Source organism: Shewanella cyperi (genome assembly GCF_017354985.1).
In the GTDB taxonomy this organism is placed as follows: Bacteria; Pseudomonadota; Gammaproteobacteria; order Enterobacterales; family Shewanellaceae; genus Shewanella; species Shewanella cyperi.
Genome location: NZ_CP071501.1, coordinates 137,414 through 154,239, shown reverse-complemented (window position 1 = coordinate 154,239; position 16,826 = coordinate 137,414). Strand labels below are relative to the sequence as shown.

Here is a 16,826-nt window from a genome sequence, read left to right as displayed (position 1 = left end):
CCCTATATGTGCTGGTTATGTTTAAAACAATCTATAACCGAATCCTTTATGCTGTGTTCGTCTTTATAGTTACCGGGTAATTATAGTCAGGGTCTGAAAAATGCGAATTTAACTTCGATACTTTAGATGCCGGTTGGCTTTAATTACCTTAATCTAAACAGCCCCTGTTTCCAGAGGCTGTTCAAAGCAGCTATTTTTTAGCTACGGGTCGGATAGATACCCTCAAGACAAATGCAGAAATGCAGCGCCGTATAGGGCTGTCTGAGGGGAACACCATCACCTTCCCCCGTCACGCCTATGGCCGCTTCCGCCATCTGCATTTGCCCGGTTCCCGGCGGCGTACTGCAGTAGGATTTATTACTGGCTATGGTCCCGCCGGGACGACTGGCTGAAAGGTAGCTGATGTTTGTGGCAGTTTCCGTGGTATCGGCTACCTGGGCCTGCACTGCCTTAATCTGGTGTGAGTGTGTTGGCAGATAGGCTGGAGACACCTGGCTATTTTCGGAACCACCCCATTGCCCGATAACCCTGGGGGTCAACCCGGGCGCTGTACCTGCATGAAGCGGCGTGCGCCCCTGGAATTGGGGAATGCCAAATGACGTTCTTCCGTCACCACCATAGATGGTACCGACCAAAGAATAAAACGCTGTGAACTGGTTAATGGCAAGGAGCTGCCCGTTACACCAGGTCCAGTTCCTCGGCGCAAAAGTATAGGGAAAGATTTTGATCTGTGCTGTAAATGAGTTAGCCATATTATTAGCTCCTAAGCGCGCGTCGGGTAGATGCCGTTCATGGCGATCATAAAATTCACCACGATAAAGGGTGACATGATCGGAAGTGGCGCATCGGCCCCTGCGTTACCTACTGACTTATCGTACATAAAGCCGCTGCCGGTAATATTGGGGTTATTGCTGGCGACATAATGGTTGCCTTTGGCAACCATTGCAGCCTCCGCCGTTCCCGTGGAGGGGTTACCCAGAGCAACGTTAAAGTTATGGCTGTGAACCGGCAGGTTAGCCTCCAGCAGCGTCACATCTTCGGCACCAGCCCTCAGACCCTGAGGCCAGGGATGCTGAGTCCCGGGACTGTTACCCACAGACACCTGAGCCCGACCTCTGAAATCCGGCAAGCCAAAAGTAGTTCTGCCATCACCACCGTACATGGTCCCCAGCAGAGAGAAGAGCGGCGCGTTATCTGAAGTATTCAGCAGGGTTCCATTGCAGAAGCTGTAGTTCTTCACCGCAAAGTTACCGGCAAACATGATGATTTCACCAATAAAGGGAGTTGACATGGCGGCCTCCTAGTTTCGCGATGGGTAAAGGCCTTCGAGAGCGATGATAAACAGCATCGCAATCGTTGGCTGAATGATGTTGAATCCCTGCCCGCCACCGGTGTTGGTGATGGTGTCAGAGGAGAGTGCCTGTGTATTGGCCGCCGGTGCATAAAACACTTCACCGGTCGCGCACTCGGCAAACTGGTTGCTCTGGGAACCAGGACGTACCGGATACATGGAATCGGCTTCCGAGGTGCTGGCGTATAGGTCGTGATTGTGGGCTGGCATATCGGCGATCGTCATGATCATCTGCTCCCAGCCGCCCATCTGTCCTTGCTGATAGATTGTGCCTGAGGTGGTCATATTGGGATGGGTGGGAACGCGGCCTCTCAAGTCGGGCAAACCAAACGTGGTGCGGGCATCACCACCGAAATACGCGCCGAGCAGGGAAAAGAGCGCCTGATTATTAGCTATATCCAAAATCGCACCATTGCAGATCGACCAGTCTACCGGGGCAAAACTGAAGCCGACCTGCCTGATCTCTCCTATAAATTGATCTGACATACATATCTCCTTATTGATAGTCTGTACTGAGTTAAGTATCGGCTCAGCTGTTGTCCGCTTTCCGCGATATGCAAATTTGATATTGATCAATGGCATAGGGCGACATATACAAGCTTTCCTCACCGAATTTCGGATGCTTGAACAGATAGGTTGCCGGCGGGCAGTGCTCCCTGGCATCACCGCTGAGTTCCACGGTAAAGGCATCAAACTCATTGCCGTGGGCCAGGCTGCGTTCAACCTTTTTGATCTTGAGCTCAGCTATCTTTTCATCCGAACCCGGCTCAAAAACGCCAATCGGTTCATTGACCATTTCATTCAGCACATCAAATACAAATTGAGTCATAGACAAAACTCCTTCTCTTGGTTCCATGGAGGGATGCATAAACACACGCTGCCACGCAGCCCGGATTATTGGTGTTGTTACTGCTTGCTAACTGACGGCGACAAATGCGGTCATGGCCGGCGGATACCAGCGCATTTCTTCATAGGGGGGGTGTATGGCTTCGACCATGAAACCCAGATTGAGATAAAGCCGTTTGGCTGCGGGATTGTCTTGGGCCACATTCAGACTCATCGGCAAACCCGACTGCGCGGCGCAATACTGGAAGCTTTGTATGATGGCGCGGCCGAAACCATGGCCGGTCGCCTGCGGCAGAAAAGCGATATCAATCAAGTGCAGTTCGTTAACCCCGAAATCGACGCAGACCCGGCCAATTTTTTCCATGTGCTTTTCGATGATGAAGTACATGGCATTGGGAAATTGGGCGCCATAGCCCTCGGTTTGGGCTCTGAACTGCATCTCAACCACAGACTCAATAAAGTCTTCATCGGCATCGAGAAGCCGCAGGTCTTGCCTGACGAGGCGATGCAGTTTTTCCAGGAAGGGTTTATCGGATGAAGTTGACGGCCGAATATGGAGACCTTTCGGGGGGGTAAATTTTTGCATGTGCTTCCCTGCTGCATATTTATTTTCTTGAAGCAACAAACAATTGCTGCTTAGGTGTTACTAACTGTAGAACAGGGTTTGAGAACTGCAGGAATTTTTTACATTGGTTGGTTTTTCTTGCTGCGACAATCAAAGCCCTGATTCGGCCTATGTGCCACCACATTGGTTCGGGGTGTATCCTGCGGGAAAGGTGGATGTAGCCGAGGCAAGGCTCTGTACCAGGCGCGAGGCGCCCATTCCAGCAGTTTGGGCGACCTTTCCGGTGGAACATCCCAACTACCCGGTTCCGGCCGACTTACGCTGATGCAGGAGCCGATAATGCTGAGCGAAACTGAAAAAATTCTGGTTTTTTTTGACGAGATAGGGCTGGGGTATCGCCTCACCTCCCTCGATGACAAAACCTTTTTGCCCGGCATCAAAATTGAGCTCGGCGAGCTGCTCATAGACTTGGCGCGGCTGCGCTACCCGGGCGACCTGCTGCACGAGGCCGGGCACATTGCAGTGACCGATGAAAGTGCCAGGCCCAAGCTTGGTGGTGATATGAAACATGCGGGACACAAGGGCGGAGAGGAGATGGCGGCCATTGCCTGGTCCTGGGCGGCGCTGCAAAAAGTCGGCCTGCCGGCTGAATGTCTGTTTCATCCCGACGGCTACCGCGGCGCCTCTGCGACCCTGATCGAGGCTTTCGCCGACAAGCGGGGCTTCGGTTATCCCCTGCTGTACAGCTGGTTTATGTGTGAAAACCCGCAGCACCCTGACGGTTATCCCAAAATGCAGCGCTGGTTTCGTGACGAAGCTTACCGTAAATCCCGGTTGGCGGAGCTGGCTGACTCAGCCTGACTCAATCTGGCTCAATAGCCTCCATTCGGGTAACAGGGGAAGATGCAGACAGGTCGGCAAGGCTGAATATTCCTGCATCTCGCCTCTCTGCTTATTCGACTGCACTCCGTCATGCCAGAAAGATAAACGCAGGCGATGTCCTGACTCCTGATTTGAGCGACCCCACACCACACCCAAGAGTGCCGGGCCAATTAAGGGGTCGGTTTGCTTCATATGACATGGGTATTGCTCTATGCGCACCGAGGAGGCATTCGACAGCCAAGCCGGTTGCAACGCTTCCAGGTCCTGTTCAAGGGTGAAATATTGCACCTTACATTGGTGGTAGGTGTGCTCTTGGCCGCTGCCTGCAAAAATCCCGTCATGAACCGATGCCATAAAATCCGCGACTGCCTGCTCGCTTTGCCACAGGGCAAGGATAATGGCGTGACCGTTGGCGCTGTCCCAACCACCGAACTGAGCGATGAAACCATCGCATCGGATTATGGGCGCCCAGGCCATCTGGGCCTTGCTGAAGTCGGCCCGCATTCCCGGCTTGGACGTACAATCGATGAGCTTAAGTATCATAACTTTTTATGCGCCTGCCCGAGTAGCTCACGCCAGCTCATGGCAGTGCTCCCTCAAAGTTGCGGTATTCGTGTTCCATGGCGGTCAGGTAAAGGTGCCGTGCCAACTCTTCATCCACAACATGCTCGCCAAGATAAGCCTCAATAAAGTTACCCATGGCGAAGGCACCGGCTACACAGGCGTTGCTGCTGATCCAGGGGCCGTAGAGATTGGTATCGGACGCGGGCGACAGCTGCTGGGCCAGCCAGCCCCAGAGGTATTCGCAGGGCAGCATGGCTATCAGGGTGTAAATGGGATCGGCCGCTTTACCCGCCTCAGCCTGCCCTGTGGCCAAGCGGCGCTCAAAGTCGGAATAACGCTTGGCGGTATCGCTCGGCAGTACGGCCTTGGGATCCGCCAGGCGCCATTCGTTGCATGCCTCGCGGAAGTATTTGTCATAGCTTTGCTGCTTATGCAGCAAAAAATCCTGCAGCACGGGATCCCGGCTGCGCCGGGCCGCATCGCCAAAATCATTGGCGCCCTGACAGCAGTAGTAAATATCACTGACGCTAAAGGCGCCGTAGCTGCGCGGATCCAATGACCCTGTCCTTATCCCCTGCACAAACCCGGTAGCCAGCGCCTTGTGTGCCAGCTCGCTGCCGCCGTCCTGCCACAGGCGCCAGAACAGCGAGTCCGCAGCCGGTGATTGGGTGTCGAGTTGGTGCTTTTCGATCAAAAGCCTGTGATCGTGCAATCGCCGTGGGTTTCTCATGGGATTTCCTTTTCCGTTTGCAAATCGCTGTTATCAGGCGCCTGGGCCGAGGCTTGTGCCAAGGCTTCGGCCACCAGCGCCTCCTTGGCAGACTTGGACAACCGCTTGACCGCCAGTTCCCGTTTGAGCGCCGCGCTGCGATCGCCAACATGTTCACTGTAGACCAAAGTCAGCGGCCCCCTGCCCCTCAGGTACTTGGCGCCCTTGGGACCGCTGTGCTCGGCAAAGCGACGGGCCACATCCGTGGTGATGCCGGTATAGAGCTCACCGCCGCCGCAACGGATCAGATACAGATGCCAGTCGGCTGCTGCGGCCATCTCAGTCCAACCCCAGCAGATGCAGAAAGAAGGCGTATTCCAGCGCCGTGTCTTCGTACTGACGGTAACGGCCGCTTTTGCCGCCGTGGCCCGTGTCCATGTCAGTTTTGAACAGCAGCAAATTGGCGTCGGTCTTCATTTCCCTGAGCCTGGCGACCCATTTGGCGGGCTCGAAATATTGCACCTGGGAGTCGTGCAGCCCTGTGGTTACCAGCAAATGGGGATAGGCCTGGCGGCTGATATTGTCATAGGGCGAGTAGCTAAACATATAGTCGAAGCATGCCCTGTCATTGGGATCGCCCCACTCATCGTATTCGTTGGTGGTCAGGGGCAGGGTCTCATCCAGCATGCTGGAGACTATGTCGACAAAGGGCACGTGGGCGGCCATGGCGAGATACAGCTCGGGCGCCATATTGGCCACGGCCCCCATCAACAGGCCACCGGCGCTGGCGCCACTGGCGACCACTTTCGAGCGATCGCCATAGCCGAGAGCCAACAAGCCCTCGGTGGCGTCGATAAAATCGGTGAAGCTGTTGAGCTTGTTAAACAGGCGCCCGGCGTCGTACCAGGCCCGCCCCAGCATTTCGCCGCCGCGGACGTGGACTATGGCGTACACCAGCCCCCGGTCCAGCAGACTCAGGGCGGCGGCGGAAAAATCTGGTTCCACCACATGGCCGTAAGCTCCATAACCGTAGAGGTACAGGGGATTGCTGCCATCGCCCCTGAATTTGCCGCGCCTGTATACCAAGGATACGGGGATCTCGACCCCATCCCGCGCCTTAAGCCACAGGCGCTCGCTGTGGTACAGCGCCGGTGAAAATTCCGGCGGCAGCTTTAGCTGTTTGAGCAGGGTGCGCGCGCCGGTTTTCAAGCAATAGTCGAATACCGAATCCGGGGTGGTGAGGCTGGAATACCAGATCCGCAAGCTGGTGGCATCCGGGTCCAGGTTGGTACCAAGCCCGGTTACATAGGCGGCCTCATCGAAGCTCAACTGCGAGGGTGCACTGCCGTCATGGGGCACTATATGGATATGGGTTGCGCCCCGCTCCCGGGTTTGCAGTACCAGGGCATGGTTGAGCAGCAGTATGTCTTCAACCCGCACCTCGCTGGCGTGGGGCCAAACCTCCTGCCAACTATCCATGTTTGCTGTGCTCGCGGCAGCGACCTTGAATACCCGGAAGTTGGGCGCCTGATGATTGCTCAGCACCCAATAATGTTCGCCGAGCTTGGCGACGCTGTATTCATGGCCTTCCTGGCGCGGTAAAAAAGACTGGAATTGCCCCAGGGGGGCATCGGCATCGAGCAAAGATACCTCGGATGTCAGGGTTGCCTGCTGATACAAGAGGATACGGCTGTCATCCAGGGTCTTGTCGAGACCGAGAAAGAAGCTGTCATCCGTCTCCTCGTAGACCAGCACATCTTCGCTCTGGGGCGTGCCGAGGCGGTGGCGATACACCTTGTTGCCGAGCAGGGTGACGGGATCCTTGGCGATATAGAACAAATGCAGATTGTCATTGGCCCAGACGGGATCCCCTTCGGTGTTCTCCAGACTGTCCGCCAGCGTTTCGCCCGTGGCCAGGTCCAGCACCTGGATGCGAAAAATGCGCCGTCCCAGGCAGTCCTCGCCAATGGCGAGCAGGCGCTCGTTGGGACTGACACTGCTGCCACCGAGATCATAGTAATCCTTGCGGGCGGCGCGGAGGTTGACATCCAGCAGCAATTGCTCGGGCCCCTCCAATTCGGCCTTGCGCGCCAGCAACGGATATTCGAGACCGGCCTCGAAGCGGCGGTAGTAATAATGGCTGCGCCAGCGATAGGGTACGCTGGATTCATCGGGATCCAACCTGGCGATCATTTCCGCCAGCAACTTATCCCTGAGCGGCGCAAACCCGGCTATGTGGGCGTCCGCATATCGGTTTTCCGCCTCCAAATGCGCCAATACCGCGGGTTCTGTCCGGCTGTCATCCCTGAGCCAGGCATAAGGGTCCGGGCGCAGCACCCCGTGTTCGGTCCATTGGTGCTCACGGCGCTCGGCCACGGGTGCAGGGGGTAAGGTTGGCGATAGGGCTGACATCAAACTCTCTTTGGAAGCGGGCGTTTGCCGCCATCTTAAGCCAGCGGGGCGGCTACCGCTACTGTTCAACCCTATGTACAAAAGCGACCGGCCCTGATTGTGGGCAAAATTTGGACTTGGGAGCCCAAGACGGGCACAATAGCGGCCGCCGCACACAGCGGCATATTCTCAGGGCGGGGTGTAATTCCCCACCGGCGGTAAATTCTCAACAGAGAAAAGCCCGCGAGCGCCCGTGGCTTGCCACGGGGTCAGCAGATCTGGTGTCCCTGTCATGGCAGTTAACCATTGTTGTTAACTGCCGCAGCAGCTAATCCAGAGCCGACGGTGTTGTCAGTGATTTCTGACTCAGTCCGGATGAAAGAGAATGGTCACAGCCAGGCGCGGATTTCCGTGCCCGGCTCGCTGCCACCCGTGTTTCGGCGCGGGTGCGTCTCTCCATGCCCTGATTCAGTAAAACTCAATTATTTAAGGATTTTTACCATGAATCAGTCTTTACTCAGCGCTTTTGGCAATGCCCAACAAAGGGTGGAAGCCGCCTTGGACGCCCTGCGTCGGGGCCAGGGCGTACTCCTGGTCGATGACGAGGACAGGGAAAACGAAGGCGATCTTATTTTTGCCGCCCAGTCCCTTACCGTGCCGCAGATGGCCATGCTGATCCGCGAATGCAGTGGCATAGTTTGCCTGTGTCTGCCGGATGACAAACTCAGGTCGCTGGCCTTGCCGCCCATGGTGGAGCACAACTCCAGCCAGTACGGCACCGCCTTTACCGTCAGCATTGAGGCCAAGGTCGGGGTCACCACAGGGGTGTCGGCCGCCGACAGGGTCACCACCATCAAGACCGCCATAGCCGCGGATGCCAAACCCGACGATCTGGCACGACCCGGCCATGTCTACCCGCTACGGGCCCAACCCGGCGGTGTGCTCAACCGCCGCGGTCATACCGAAGGCACTGTTGATCTGATGCAATTGGCGGGCCTGGCCCCGGCCGGGGTGCTGTGCGAACTCACCAACGCCGATGGCACCATGGCCAAGTTGCCGGAAATAGTTAGCTTCGCCAATCACCACGGCATGCCAGTACTCAGCATCGAAGATCTGGTGGCCTACCGGCTGCAAACCCAGAGCAAGATTGCCTGAGGCGGTTAATGCAGCATAAGGCGGCCTTGGCCGCCTTTTTTATGTGCCCAAGTCAGTGACAGCAGCCTGCGCCGCCGCTGGCGCAACCCTCAACATCCCCCTGCGCCACTGAAACTTCCTTTTTGTGAGCAGGATTAGAAATCCATTAAATAAGGGTCGCCTCATAAGCCGCGCCTGTGATACTACTGCCCGGCCCAAACCCTTTTCACCCCTTTGTCGGAACAGGGAGTCCCACGACATGCTGTCACTGCATCACCTCGGTCTGAGGCAAAAGTTAATCCTCTTTGCCATTCTGCCCCTGGTCCTGCTGGCCCTGATGGGAATGAACCGGGCCTGGGAACTGCATCAGGCCACCAAGGCTGACAACCACAACAATCAAGCCATCATAGTCGCCGGAGGCATAGCCACGCTGCTGGAGCAATTGCAGCGGGAGCAATTACTGATCCTCACCTGGCCCAACAGCTCCCTGGCCGAACTTCAGGCCTCCGGAGAGCGCAGTAACCAACTGCTGGAGCAGCTGTTGGAAAGCGATGCCGTCAAAGATTTACAACAGGAAATTCAACCACTTCCCGGCGATATGCGCCTTGGCAATTGCCTCGATGAAATCCGTCGGCTCGGTTATCAACTGGCTTTGCAGCGTCAGAATCAACATGCTGTGGGTGTGGCCGGTCCTCTGCCCTTCGGTCCCCTGAAACAGTGGCTTATGTTACTGCTGAGCCAATTACAGTACCAAAGTCAGGATCTGCAACAGGCCCGGGCCTATGGTGAACTGGCGGAAGTGTTTCAACTGGCCGAACTGAGTGTCAGGGAAAATGAGCTGGTGCCGCTGATTTTGGCCGGCAAGGGCAGCCTCGACGCCTTCAGCGCCCTGGCTCTGGCCCAGGAACACACACTTCAGCGAGCCAAGGAGACCTTTTCACCGGCACACAGGCATGGTCTTGGTCTGGTACAGGCCTCACTGACCCAGCAAAAACTGGAACAATTGCGCCGGCAAATACAGGGCCAATATCGTTTGCGGGATCAGGTCAACGAACTTGAACACCTGGTGGCCGGTTCCGGCCTGCTGCAGAGCTTCCAGCTTTACTGGCAAGGTGGCGACAATACGGATCTGCAGCGATTCCAGCTCGACTGGCAGGCGGCCCGACAACTGCTGGATGCCATGCTGGGTTCCCCCTTCCTTGGCGAAGATCAACAACTGGCCCTGGGCCAGCTGCATCAAGGACTGCTGGAGCTCAAGCGTCTCAGCAATCAGCGGCCGCTGCCCAAGTCATCCACGGCAGCGCCCTTGGTGCCACCCCTGAAGGCAGCCCTGTCAGCTCTGCAGCAACCCAGCCAAAACATGCTGCTCGACCAATGGCACACCCTGACCCAGGAGCACCTGGAGCAGCTGCATGCCCTGGGTCAGGAGATACGCCTTCAAATTGCAAAACAGAGTCACCAGCAACAAAAATTGACCCTGTTTTATATCTGTTTCTACCTGCTGATGGCCAACCTGATTTTAATCGCCTCCATTTGGCTGGGGCGCAAAATTATCGCCAGCTTTATGAACAAGATAGCGGCCATAGCCCGGGATATGCGCCGCATGGCCGACAATCCCAATCTGGATATCAGCATAGACATCAAGGGCTCGGACGAAATTGCCGACATGGCGCTTGCCATGAACAAGATGCTCAGTGAGTACCAGAAATTCCGCAAGGATCTTGGCCGCGCGGCCGCAGTATTCGAATATTCCGCCGAAGGCATAATGGTGACAGATGCCGATAACCATATCGAAATGGTGAACCCTGCCTTCAGTCGCATCACAGGCTACAGCCTGGCGGAGGTCAAGGGCCGCAATCCTTCCATGCTCAGCGCCCACCGCAATCCGCCACACCTGTATGAAACCATGTGGCAATCACTGGCCAACCAGGATAAATGGGAAGGCGAGATCTGGAACAGGCGCAAGGACGGTCAGATCTATCCCGAATACCTGGCCATTACCGTGGTACGCAACGACGCCGGCGAAGTGGTGCAACACATAGGCCTGTTTATGGACATCAGCCGCCGCAAGCAGTACGAGCAGGACATCTGGTACCAGGCCCATTTCGATCCCCTGACCCAGCTGCCCAATCGCAAGTTGTTTGCCGAGCGCCTGCAACACGAAATCAGTCTGGCCCGTCACGATGAACGCAAGTTGGCGGTGATAAGCCTCGACCTGGACAGGTTCAAATTCATCAACGATACCCAGGGCCACAGCCTGGGGGATGAACTGCTCAAGGCGGTGGCTGCCAGGCTGCAAAGCCATATGGGCAAAGCGGATTTCCTCGCCCGCATCGGCGGCGATGAGTTTGTCATTATCCTACCGCGATTGGCCAACGATCTTGCCATAGAGCAAGTGGCGACCCGGCTGGCGACCTGCCTTGACGGCATCTTCGAACTCGGCGGCCAATCGCTGGGGATCAGTGCCAGCATGGGCATAGGCCTGTATCCCGAAGACGGTACCGATGTGGAAACCCTGTGCCGCAATGCCGAAACCGCCATGTACCAGGCCAAGGACGATGGCCGTAACACCTTCCGTTATTTCACTCCCGGGTTGCATAGGGCCATGAGCGAGCGGCTGGAACTGGAACAAAAACTGCGTCAGGCAGTCCAGACCGAAGCCTTCTGCCTCCATTACCAGCCCATAGTGGATATGCATCAGGGCACTGTGACAGGTGTGGAGGCGCTGCTGCGCTGGCCCCAGGCCGATGGCAGTTTTATTTCTCCGGACAGGTTTATTCCGGTGGCGGAAGAAACCGGTTTGATCGAAACCTTGGGCCAATGGGTGCTGGAGCAAGCGCTGGCCGATCTGGCCAAGTGGCACGCCAGGGGCTGGCCGCTCACCATGGCCATCAATGTCTCAGGTGCCCAGTTGCAACATACCAAGGGGGATGGTTTCGATATGCTGCTGGCCAAGGCGCTGGAACGCCACCAGCTGGACGCATCACAGGTTCATATAGAGATCACCGAAAGCATGCTGATGGACGATAACAGCCGCGGTCTGGTTAACCTCAGGCGCATTGCCCGTTTGGGTTGTGATATCTATCTGGACGACTTTGGCACCGGCTATTCGTCCCTGAGTTACCTGAAGAAATTCCCCATTTCTGTGATCAAGATAGATCGCAGCTTTGTCGAGCGCTTGCCCCAGGGCGAGTCCGACGCCGGTTTGGTGCGCGCCATAGTCAACATGGGCCAATCCCTGGGGATGAAACTGGTGGCCGAGGGCATAGAAACCGAGGCCCAGTGGCAATTTCTCGCCTCCCTGGGCTGCGACTATGGTCAGGGTTATCTGCTGTCACGGCCACACAGCTTTGAAGAAATCAGCGCCTGGCTGCCACAGCAACAATTGCCGGGCCAGTGCGTAAACCAGTAACACTGGCAATAAAAAACGCGGCGTTTGGGCCGCGTTTTTTTATTGGGCTGCGACCTTAAGCCGCCGGCGCCTTCATTATGCTGTCACTGCTGCTGTTTGCCAGCTGTTGCAGATCTTTGTCGATAAAGAACAGTGCCTTGCCGTCTTCACCCACCAGACGGATCTTGTCGACTATGCTTTTGAACAGCTTTTCTTCCTCGTGCTGTTCGGCCACGTACCATTGCAGGAAATGAAAAGTGGAATAGTCCTGGGTGCTGAAGGCGGTGTGGGCCAGCTCGTTGATCTTGCGGGTGATCAGCTGCTCATGCTCATAGGTGTACTCAAACAGGGCCAACAGTGAACTGAATTCGGTGCGCGGTGCGGCAATGGCGCCCAGCAGCGGCATGCCACCGGTTTCACTGACATAGGTGAACAGACGGCGCATATGGCCCATCTCTTCATCGGCATGCTGGCGCATAAAATGGGCCGCCCCTTCAAATCCCTTGTCCTCACACCAGGCGCTCATCTGCAGATAGAGATTGGAGGAGAAGAACTCCATATTGATCTGTTCATTGAGCTTTTCAATCATGGCGCTGGCCAGCATGGCACTTCCTCTTAGCCTGTTTCGATGGTCGACCATTGTCCCCAAGGGACGAATCAAAAGCAACTTTATTTATCTAACTACATGATTTGCAAGTGCTAACCATTATCAATCACAGTCAGGCAGGTCATTCGTGCAACATTTGCTAACCAATTGTGTGGGAAGCAATAACATTTGCTCCCTATCATTTGCGCCATACATTTCGATTTCATTGGCAAGGACTGGCATGGATCTCACCACCCAAAGTACCCGCAATCCGGCCGCCACCCTGGTGGCGCTGCTGCTCATCCTTATTTTTGGGGTACTGGCGGTGGCCAAGCTGCCCATACAGCTATTGCCGGACATACATCAGCCGCAGATCTCCGTGTTTAACGGTTGGCGTGCCGCCGCGCCCCAGGAGATGGAATCCAATATCATTGAGCCCCAGGAAAATGTGCTGCGCCAGGTGCCGGGGGTGGAGGAGATGAACTCCAACATTTCCCAGGGATTCGGCGGTATCACCCTGACCTTTGAGGTGGGCACCAATATGCAGGAGGCGATGATCAATGTGATCAACGCCCTCAACCAGACGCCCCCCAGACCGCTGGACGCCAACGAACCCTTTATCAATGTTGGCGGCGGCAATAACGGCGTGCCCAACATGGCGTCGATCCTCATTCGCACCACGGCAGACAACCCGATCACCGATTTCAGCCACTACCAGAAAATGATCGACGACGTGGTGGAACCTCGCCTGCGGCAAATCGCCGGGGTGGGCGGTGTGCAGCTGCAAAGCCGCCAAGCCAAGGAACTGCACATAGAGTTCGATCCCTTCCGTGCCGCCGCCCTGGGCATCACCCTGGATGAGCTGCGGGCCACAGTGTCCCGCGCCGCCGATATTTCCGGTGGCACAGCCGATGTGGGCCGGCGCCAGTACACAGTGCGTTTTGTCGGTCAGTACAAGCCGGAAAACCTGGGTAACCTGATAGTCACCTACAATGAAGGCCGCCCCGTGCACCTGAGCGAACTGGCGGAAGTAAAAATTGCCGCCGCCGAGCAGCAGGGCTTTACCAAGCGCAACGGTTTCCCGGCCTACTACATCACGGTGGAAGGCACCTTTGATGCCAATACCGTGGCCGTGCTCGACGGTATCAATGTCGCCATCGAGGAACTGAACCGCGAGGTGCTGAACAGTCAGGGGCTGGTGATGGAGCTGTCCTTCGATGCCTCGGTCCACATCAAACGCGCCATTTTGCTGGTGCAGGGCAACCTGGGGGTCGGCGCGGCGCTGGCGCTGCTGATCCTGTTCGCCTTCCTGCGCAGTTGGCGGGCCACCCTGATGATAGCCTCCACCATTCCTGTGGCCCTGCTGATTGCCTTTATGGCCCTGGAGGCCATGGGCCGCACCCTCAATGTGATCTCCCTGGCGGGGCTGGCCTTTGCCGTGGGCCTGGTGCTGGATGCCGCCATCATAGTGCAGGAAAACATAGTGCGGCTGCACCGCAGCGGAGAGCCGCTGCTGAGCGCCGTGCTCAAGGGCACTGCCGAGGTCAAGGGGGCGCTGTTGGCGTCCACCGCCACCACGGTTGCCATCTTCCTGCCGGTGCTCTTCATGCCCGGCGTCGAAGGCCAGCTGTTTTCCGATCTGGCCCTGACCCTGTCTGTGGCAGTGATCTCTTCCTTCTTCAGCGCCGTCACCCTGATCCCCGTGTTTAACATGCTGTGGCTTAAACTGCCGGAAAAGGATAGCGGCGAACGCTTCTGGCTCTGGCTCACCGCCAAGGTAAGGGCCCTGACCGGCAGTCGCAAACAGGCACTATTCTGGTGTGTTACCCTGATTTTCGGCGCATCTGCCCTGACCCTGGCCCTGATGCCCAGGGCCGACTTCCTGCCCCAGGCCCGCTCGGACGGCATATTCACCTTCTTCTCCCTGCCTCCGGGTGCCAGCCTGGAAACCATGGAAAAGGAGCTGGGCGAAACCATCATAGGCCGGCTCAAGCCTTACTATGACAAGCAGCAGCAACCCTATATCAAGGGCTATAACTTCTCCGTTTACGGCGCCTTTAACGTGCTGTTCATCTACCCCGAGGATCCCACCCGGGCCGATGAGATGATCCAGGTGCTCAAGGACAAGATACTGATCGACCTGCCCGACACCCAGGCCTACCCCAGCCGCGGATCCCTGCTGCAATTCGGTTTCAACGGCGGCCGGGCCATCAACGTCGATTTCCACGGTCCCGATATGGAGGCCCTGATGGAAGCCGCAGGCCAGGGCATGGAGATCATCAACCAGGCACTGCCCGGTGCCGTGGTGCGGCCCCTGCCCGGCCTGACCATGGCCCAGCCCGAGTTGCAACTCATTCCGGACGAGCGCCGTCTGGCCCAGGCCGGTGCCGACCGCATCCAGATAGCCAATGCGGTGCGGGCCTATACCTCGGGCCTGTTCGTCGGTGAGTACTTCGACGGCAACGAGCGCATGGATGTACTGCTCAAGGGCCCCAAGTGGACAGTGCCCGAGCAGTTGGCAGCAACGCCTGTCTATACCCGCACCGCCGGGATCCAGACCATAGGCGAGCTGACCCAATTGCACCGCACCGTGGGGCCGACCCAGCTGCAGCGGGTCAATGGCAAGCGCACAGTGTCCCTGCTGATCTTCCCGCCGGCGGACATGTCCCTGGATGAGGCCATGGAAGTGGTACAGACCCAGGCCATGGAGAAGATCCGCGCCACCTTGCCCGCCGATAGCTCATTGGGCTTTCGCGACAGCGCCGACCGCCTGGACAAGACCATACGTGACATGGGTACCAACTTCCTGCTGGCCGTGTTGATCCTGTTCCTGCTGATGGCGGCCCTGTTCAAGTCTGCCAAGGACAGCCTGCTGGTGCTGCTATCCATGCCCATGGCCATTTGCGGCGGTGTTATCAGCCTGCGACTGCTGAATCTGTTCAGCTTCCAGAGCCTCGACCTGCTGACCATGATAGGTTTCATTATCCTGCTGGGCCTGGTGGTCAACAACGCCATACTGATGGTGGACCAGACCCGCCAGGGCAGCCGTGATGGCCTGGCGCTGGACGAGGCCATCTATCAGGCCGTGGCGACCCGGGCGCAACCCGTGTACATGAGCACACTCACCAGTATCTTCGGCATGTTGCCACTGATGCTGGTGCCCGGTGTTGGCAGCGAGATCTACCGCGGCCTGGCCGCCGTGATCGTGGGCGGCATGACCGCCAGCGCCCTGTTTACCCTGTTGCTGATGCCAAGCCTGCTGCGCCTGACCAGCCCGGCGTCTCACACAGTCTCATCTTCCAATTCAACCCGCATTGCCGAGGTAACACCATGAACAAGCTGGTAGCCACCCTGATATTGCCAATCGCGGCCCTGGCGCTGCCCACGTTGGCCGCCGACACCGAGGCCCGCCTGGTGAGCATAGCCCAGGTGGAGAATCGGCCCCTGTCACCCAAGATCATGGTGATAGGCTCGGTCCACAGCCGTAATAACGCCGAGCTGACCACGGGCGTTAGCGGCCGCCTCGACTGGGTCCAGGAAGCCGGAACCCGGGTCCAGGCCGGTGATACAGTGGCGCGGCTCGACAAAACTCGCCTGGAACTGGAACACACGGAGCAGCAGGCGTTGATCCGCCGCGAGCAGATCAACCTGACCCAGCTACAGCGCAACTTCGAACGCCTGCAGAAGCTGTCTCGCAGCCAGAGCGTGTCCCGCAATGAACTGGACGATGCCAGCACGGCCCTGGAGCTGGCCAAAAGCAATCTGGAGCTGGCGCGGATTAAACTGGACATTATCCAGGACAACATCAACCGCACCGAACTCAAGGCCCCCTTCGCCGGAATCATCACCAACCGTCTGCACCAGGCCGGTGAAGATATTGGTCCGGCCGAAGCAGTGGTCAGCCTGACCGACCCCGAGCATCTGGAAATCCGCCTGCATGCGCCACTCAAGCACAGCCGCAGGGTCAAGGTTGGCGACAGCCTGAACATCTACCATGCCGACGGCGAGTTCCAGGCCAGTATCCGCTCGCTGATCCCCGTTTCCGACGTGCGCTCGCAAACCTTTGAGGCCAGGCTGGATCTACCGGGCGCCCTCGACGGCAGCATCAGTGTTGGCGAACTGGTGTCCCTGGCGCTGCCCATAGCCCCTGCACAGTTGACCACCCTGGTACCCAGGGATGCCATAGTGCTGCGCTCCAGCGGCGCCTTTATATTCAGGATCAATGGCGACAACAAGGCCGAGCGCCTTGCCGTGACCCTGGGGGATGGTGCCGGTGACTGGATTGCGGTGCAGGGCCAATTGCAGGCTGGTGATCGTGTGGTGATCCGGGGTGCCGAAACCCTGCAGGATGGCCAGTTGGTGCGTTTCGCCCCCGAGCAACAGCAGCTGGCCAAGGGCACCAGCTGA

15 protein-coding genes, 1 pseudogene and 1 riboswitch are annotated in these 16,826 nt (G+C 57.4%); of the genes and pseudogenes, 5 read left to right on the top strand and 11 right to left on the bottom strand.

Annotated elements, in window-relative coordinates; genetic code table 11:
* Positions 1-197 precede the first annotated feature (197 nt).
* From JYB84_RS18400 to JYB84_RS00655, 6 genes and pseudogenes are all read right to left on the bottom strand, one after another.
* A complete protein-coding gene (locus tag JYB84_RS18400) occupies positions 198-491 on the bottom strand; it encodes a phage tail protein (RefSeq protein ID WP_228290853.1) in 294 nt (97 codons plus the stop codon).
* A gap of 132 nt (positions 492-623) precedes the next feature.
* Positions 624-752 (bottom strand): annotated as a pseudogene (locus tag JYB84_RS18500) (tail fiber protein); the annotation flags it as partial.
* An 11-nt stretch (positions 753-763) separates the two neighbouring features.
* On the bottom strand, positions 764-1,291 hold the full coding sequence (locus JYB84_RS00670) for a phage tail protein (protein WP_207321567.1): 528 nt from the start codon (positions 1,289-1,291) through the stop codon (positions 764-766).
* 9 nt (positions 1,292-1,300) lie between these two features.
* On the bottom strand, positions 1,301-1,837 hold the full coding sequence (locus tag JYB84_RS00665) for a phage tail protein (RefSeq protein ID WP_207321566.1): 537 nt from the start codon (positions 1,835-1,837) through the stop codon (positions 1,301-1,303).
* Between the two features lie 43 nt (positions 1,838-1,880).
* Positions 1,881-2,180, bottom strand: coding sequence for a DUF6916 family protein (locus JYB84_RS00660; RefSeq protein ID WP_207321565.1), 300 nt, complete (start codon positions 2,178-2,180; stop codon positions 1,881-1,883).
* Between the two features lie 87 nt (positions 2,181-2,267).
* Complete coding sequence (locus JYB84_RS00655; protein ID WP_207321564.1) at positions 2,268-2,783, bottom strand: GNAT family N-acetyltransferase; 516 nt, start codon at positions 2,781-2,783, stop codon at positions 2,268-2,270.
* Between the two features lie 318 nt (positions 2,784-3,101).
* Between JYB84_RS00655 and JYB84_RS00650 the strand changes: the two genes are divergently transcribed.
* A complete protein-coding gene (locus JYB84_RS00650) occupies positions 3,102-3,623 on the top strand; it encodes a hypothetical protein (RefSeq protein ID WP_207321563.1) in 522 nt (173 codons plus the stop codon).
* Here the strand turns inward: JYB84_RS00650 and JYB84_RS00645 are convergent.
* From JYB84_RS00645 to JYB84_RS00630, 4 genes are read right to left on the bottom strand one after another with little or no spacing between them, the layout of a single operon-like run.
* A complete protein-coding gene (locus JYB84_RS00645; protein WP_207321562.1) occupies positions 3,615-4,187 on the bottom strand; it encodes a DUF4937 domain-containing protein in 573 nt (190 codons plus the stop codon). The genes JYB84_RS00650 and JYB84_RS00645 overlap by 9 nt on opposite strands.
* 37 nt (positions 4,188-4,224) lie before the next feature.
* Positions 4,225-4,938, bottom strand: a complete 714-nt coding sequence (locus JYB84_RS00640; protein WP_207321561.1) for a hypothetical protein — start codon at positions 4,936-4,938, stop codon at positions 4,225-4,227.
* Positions 4,935-5,255 (bottom strand): GIY-YIG nuclease family protein, encoded by a 321-nt coding sequence (locus tag JYB84_RS00635; RefSeq protein ID WP_207321560.1) that lies wholly within the window; start codon positions 5,253-5,255, stop codon positions 4,935-4,937. The genes JYB84_RS00640 and JYB84_RS00635 overlap by 4 nt, the downstream gene beginning before the upstream one ends.
* A gap of 1 nt (position 5,256) precedes the next feature.
* Positions 5,257-7,329, bottom strand: coding sequence for a S9 family peptidase (locus JYB84_RS00630; RefSeq protein WP_207321559.1), 2,073 nt, complete (start codon positions 7,327-7,329; stop codon positions 5,257-5,259).
* Between the two features lie 160 nt (positions 7,330-7,489).
* Positions 7,490-7,699: riboswitch (FMN riboswitch) on the top strand.
* Positions 7,700-7,809: 110 nt separating this feature from the next.
* Here JYB84_RS00630 and ribB point away from each other — a divergent pair.
* Both ribB and JYB84_RS00620 read left to right on the top strand, forming a co-directional pair.
* On the top strand, positions 7,810-8,463 hold the full coding sequence (gene ribB, locus JYB84_RS00625; RefSeq protein WP_207321558.1) for a 3,4-dihydroxy-2-butanone-4-phosphate synthase: 654 nt from the start codon (positions 7,810-7,812) through the stop codon (positions 8,461-8,463).
* A gap of 238 nt (positions 8,464-8,701) precedes the next feature.
* A complete protein-coding gene (locus JYB84_RS00620) occupies positions 8,702-11,854 on the top strand; it encodes an EAL domain-containing protein (protein WP_207321557.1) in 3,153 nt (1,050 codons plus the stop codon).
* 55 nt (positions 11,855-11,909) lie between these two features.
* Here JYB84_RS00620 and ftnA read toward each other — a convergent pair whose 3' ends face one another.
* Complete coding sequence (gene ftnA, locus JYB84_RS00615) at positions 11,910-12,437, bottom strand: non-heme ferritin (protein WP_207321556.1); 528 nt, start codon at positions 12,435-12,437, stop codon at positions 11,910-11,912.
* Positions 12,438-12,660: 223 nt separating this feature from the next.
* Between ftnA and JYB84_RS00610 the strand changes: the two genes are divergently transcribed.
* Both JYB84_RS00610 and JYB84_RS00605 read left to right on the top strand, forming a co-directional pair.
* Complete coding sequence (locus tag JYB84_RS00610; protein WP_207321555.1) at positions 12,661-15,753, top strand: efflux RND transporter permease subunit; 3,093 nt, start codon at positions 12,661-12,663, stop codon at positions 15,751-15,753.
* Positions 15,750-16,826, top strand: a complete 1,077-nt coding sequence (locus JYB84_RS00605; RefSeq protein ID WP_207321554.1) for an efflux RND transporter periplasmic adaptor subunit — start codon at positions 15,750-15,752, stop codon at positions 16,824-16,826. The genes JYB84_RS00610 and JYB84_RS00605 overlap by 4 nt, the downstream gene beginning before the upstream one ends.

Coding starts and splice junctions, on each gene's coding strand:
- JYB84_RS00670 (WP_207321567.1), bottom strand. CDS start 1,291: ATGTCAACTCCCTTTATTGGTGAAATCATCATGTTTGCCGGTAACTTT.
- JYB84_RS00665 (WP_207321566.1), bottom strand. CDS start 1,837: ATGTCAGATCAATTTATAGGAGAGATCAGGCAGGTCGGCTTCAGTTTT.
- JYB84_RS00660 (WP_207321565.1), bottom strand. CDS start 2,180: ATGACTCAATTTGTATTTGATGTGCTGAATGAAATGGTCAATGAACCG.
- JYB84_RS00655 (WP_207321564.1), bottom strand. CDS start 2,783: ATGCAAAAATTTACCCCCCCGAAAGGTCTCCATATTCGGCCGTCAACT.
- JYB84_RS00650 (WP_207321563.1), top strand. CDS start 3,102: ATGCTGAGCGAAACTGAAAAAATTCTGGTTTTTTTTGACGAGATAGGG.
- JYB84_RS00645 (WP_207321562.1), bottom strand. CDS start 4,187: ATGATACTTAAGCTCATCGATTGTACGTCCAAGCCGGGAATGCGGGCC.
- JYB84_RS00640 (WP_207321561.1), bottom strand. CDS start 4,938: ATGAGAAACCCACGGCGATTGCACGATCACAGGCTTTTGATCGAAAAG.
- JYB84_RS00635 (WP_207321560.1), bottom strand. CDS start 5,255: ATGGCCGCAGCAGCCGACTGGCATCTGTATCTGATCCGTTGCGGCGGC.
- JYB84_RS00630 (WP_207321559.1), bottom strand. CDS start 7,329: ATGTCAGCCCTATCGCCAACCTTACCCCCTGCACCCGTGGCCGAGCGC.
- ribB (WP_207321558.1), top strand. CDS start 7,810: ATGAATCAGTCTTTACTCAGCGCTTTTGGCAATGCCCAACAAAGGGTG.
- JYB84_RS00620 (WP_207321557.1), top strand. CDS start 8,702: ATGCTGTCACTGCATCACCTCGGTCTGAGGCAAAAGTTAATCCTCTTT.
- ftnA (WP_207321556.1), bottom strand. CDS start 12,437: ATGCTGGCCAGCGCCATGATTGAAAAGCTCAATGAACAGATCAATATG.
- JYB84_RS00610 (WP_207321555.1), top strand. CDS start 12,661: ATGGATCTCACCACCCAAAGTACCCGCAATCCGGCCGCCACCCTGGTG.
- JYB84_RS00605 (WP_207321554.1), top strand. CDS start 15,750: ATGAACAAGCTGGTAGCCACCCTGATATTGCCAATCGCGGCCCTGGCG.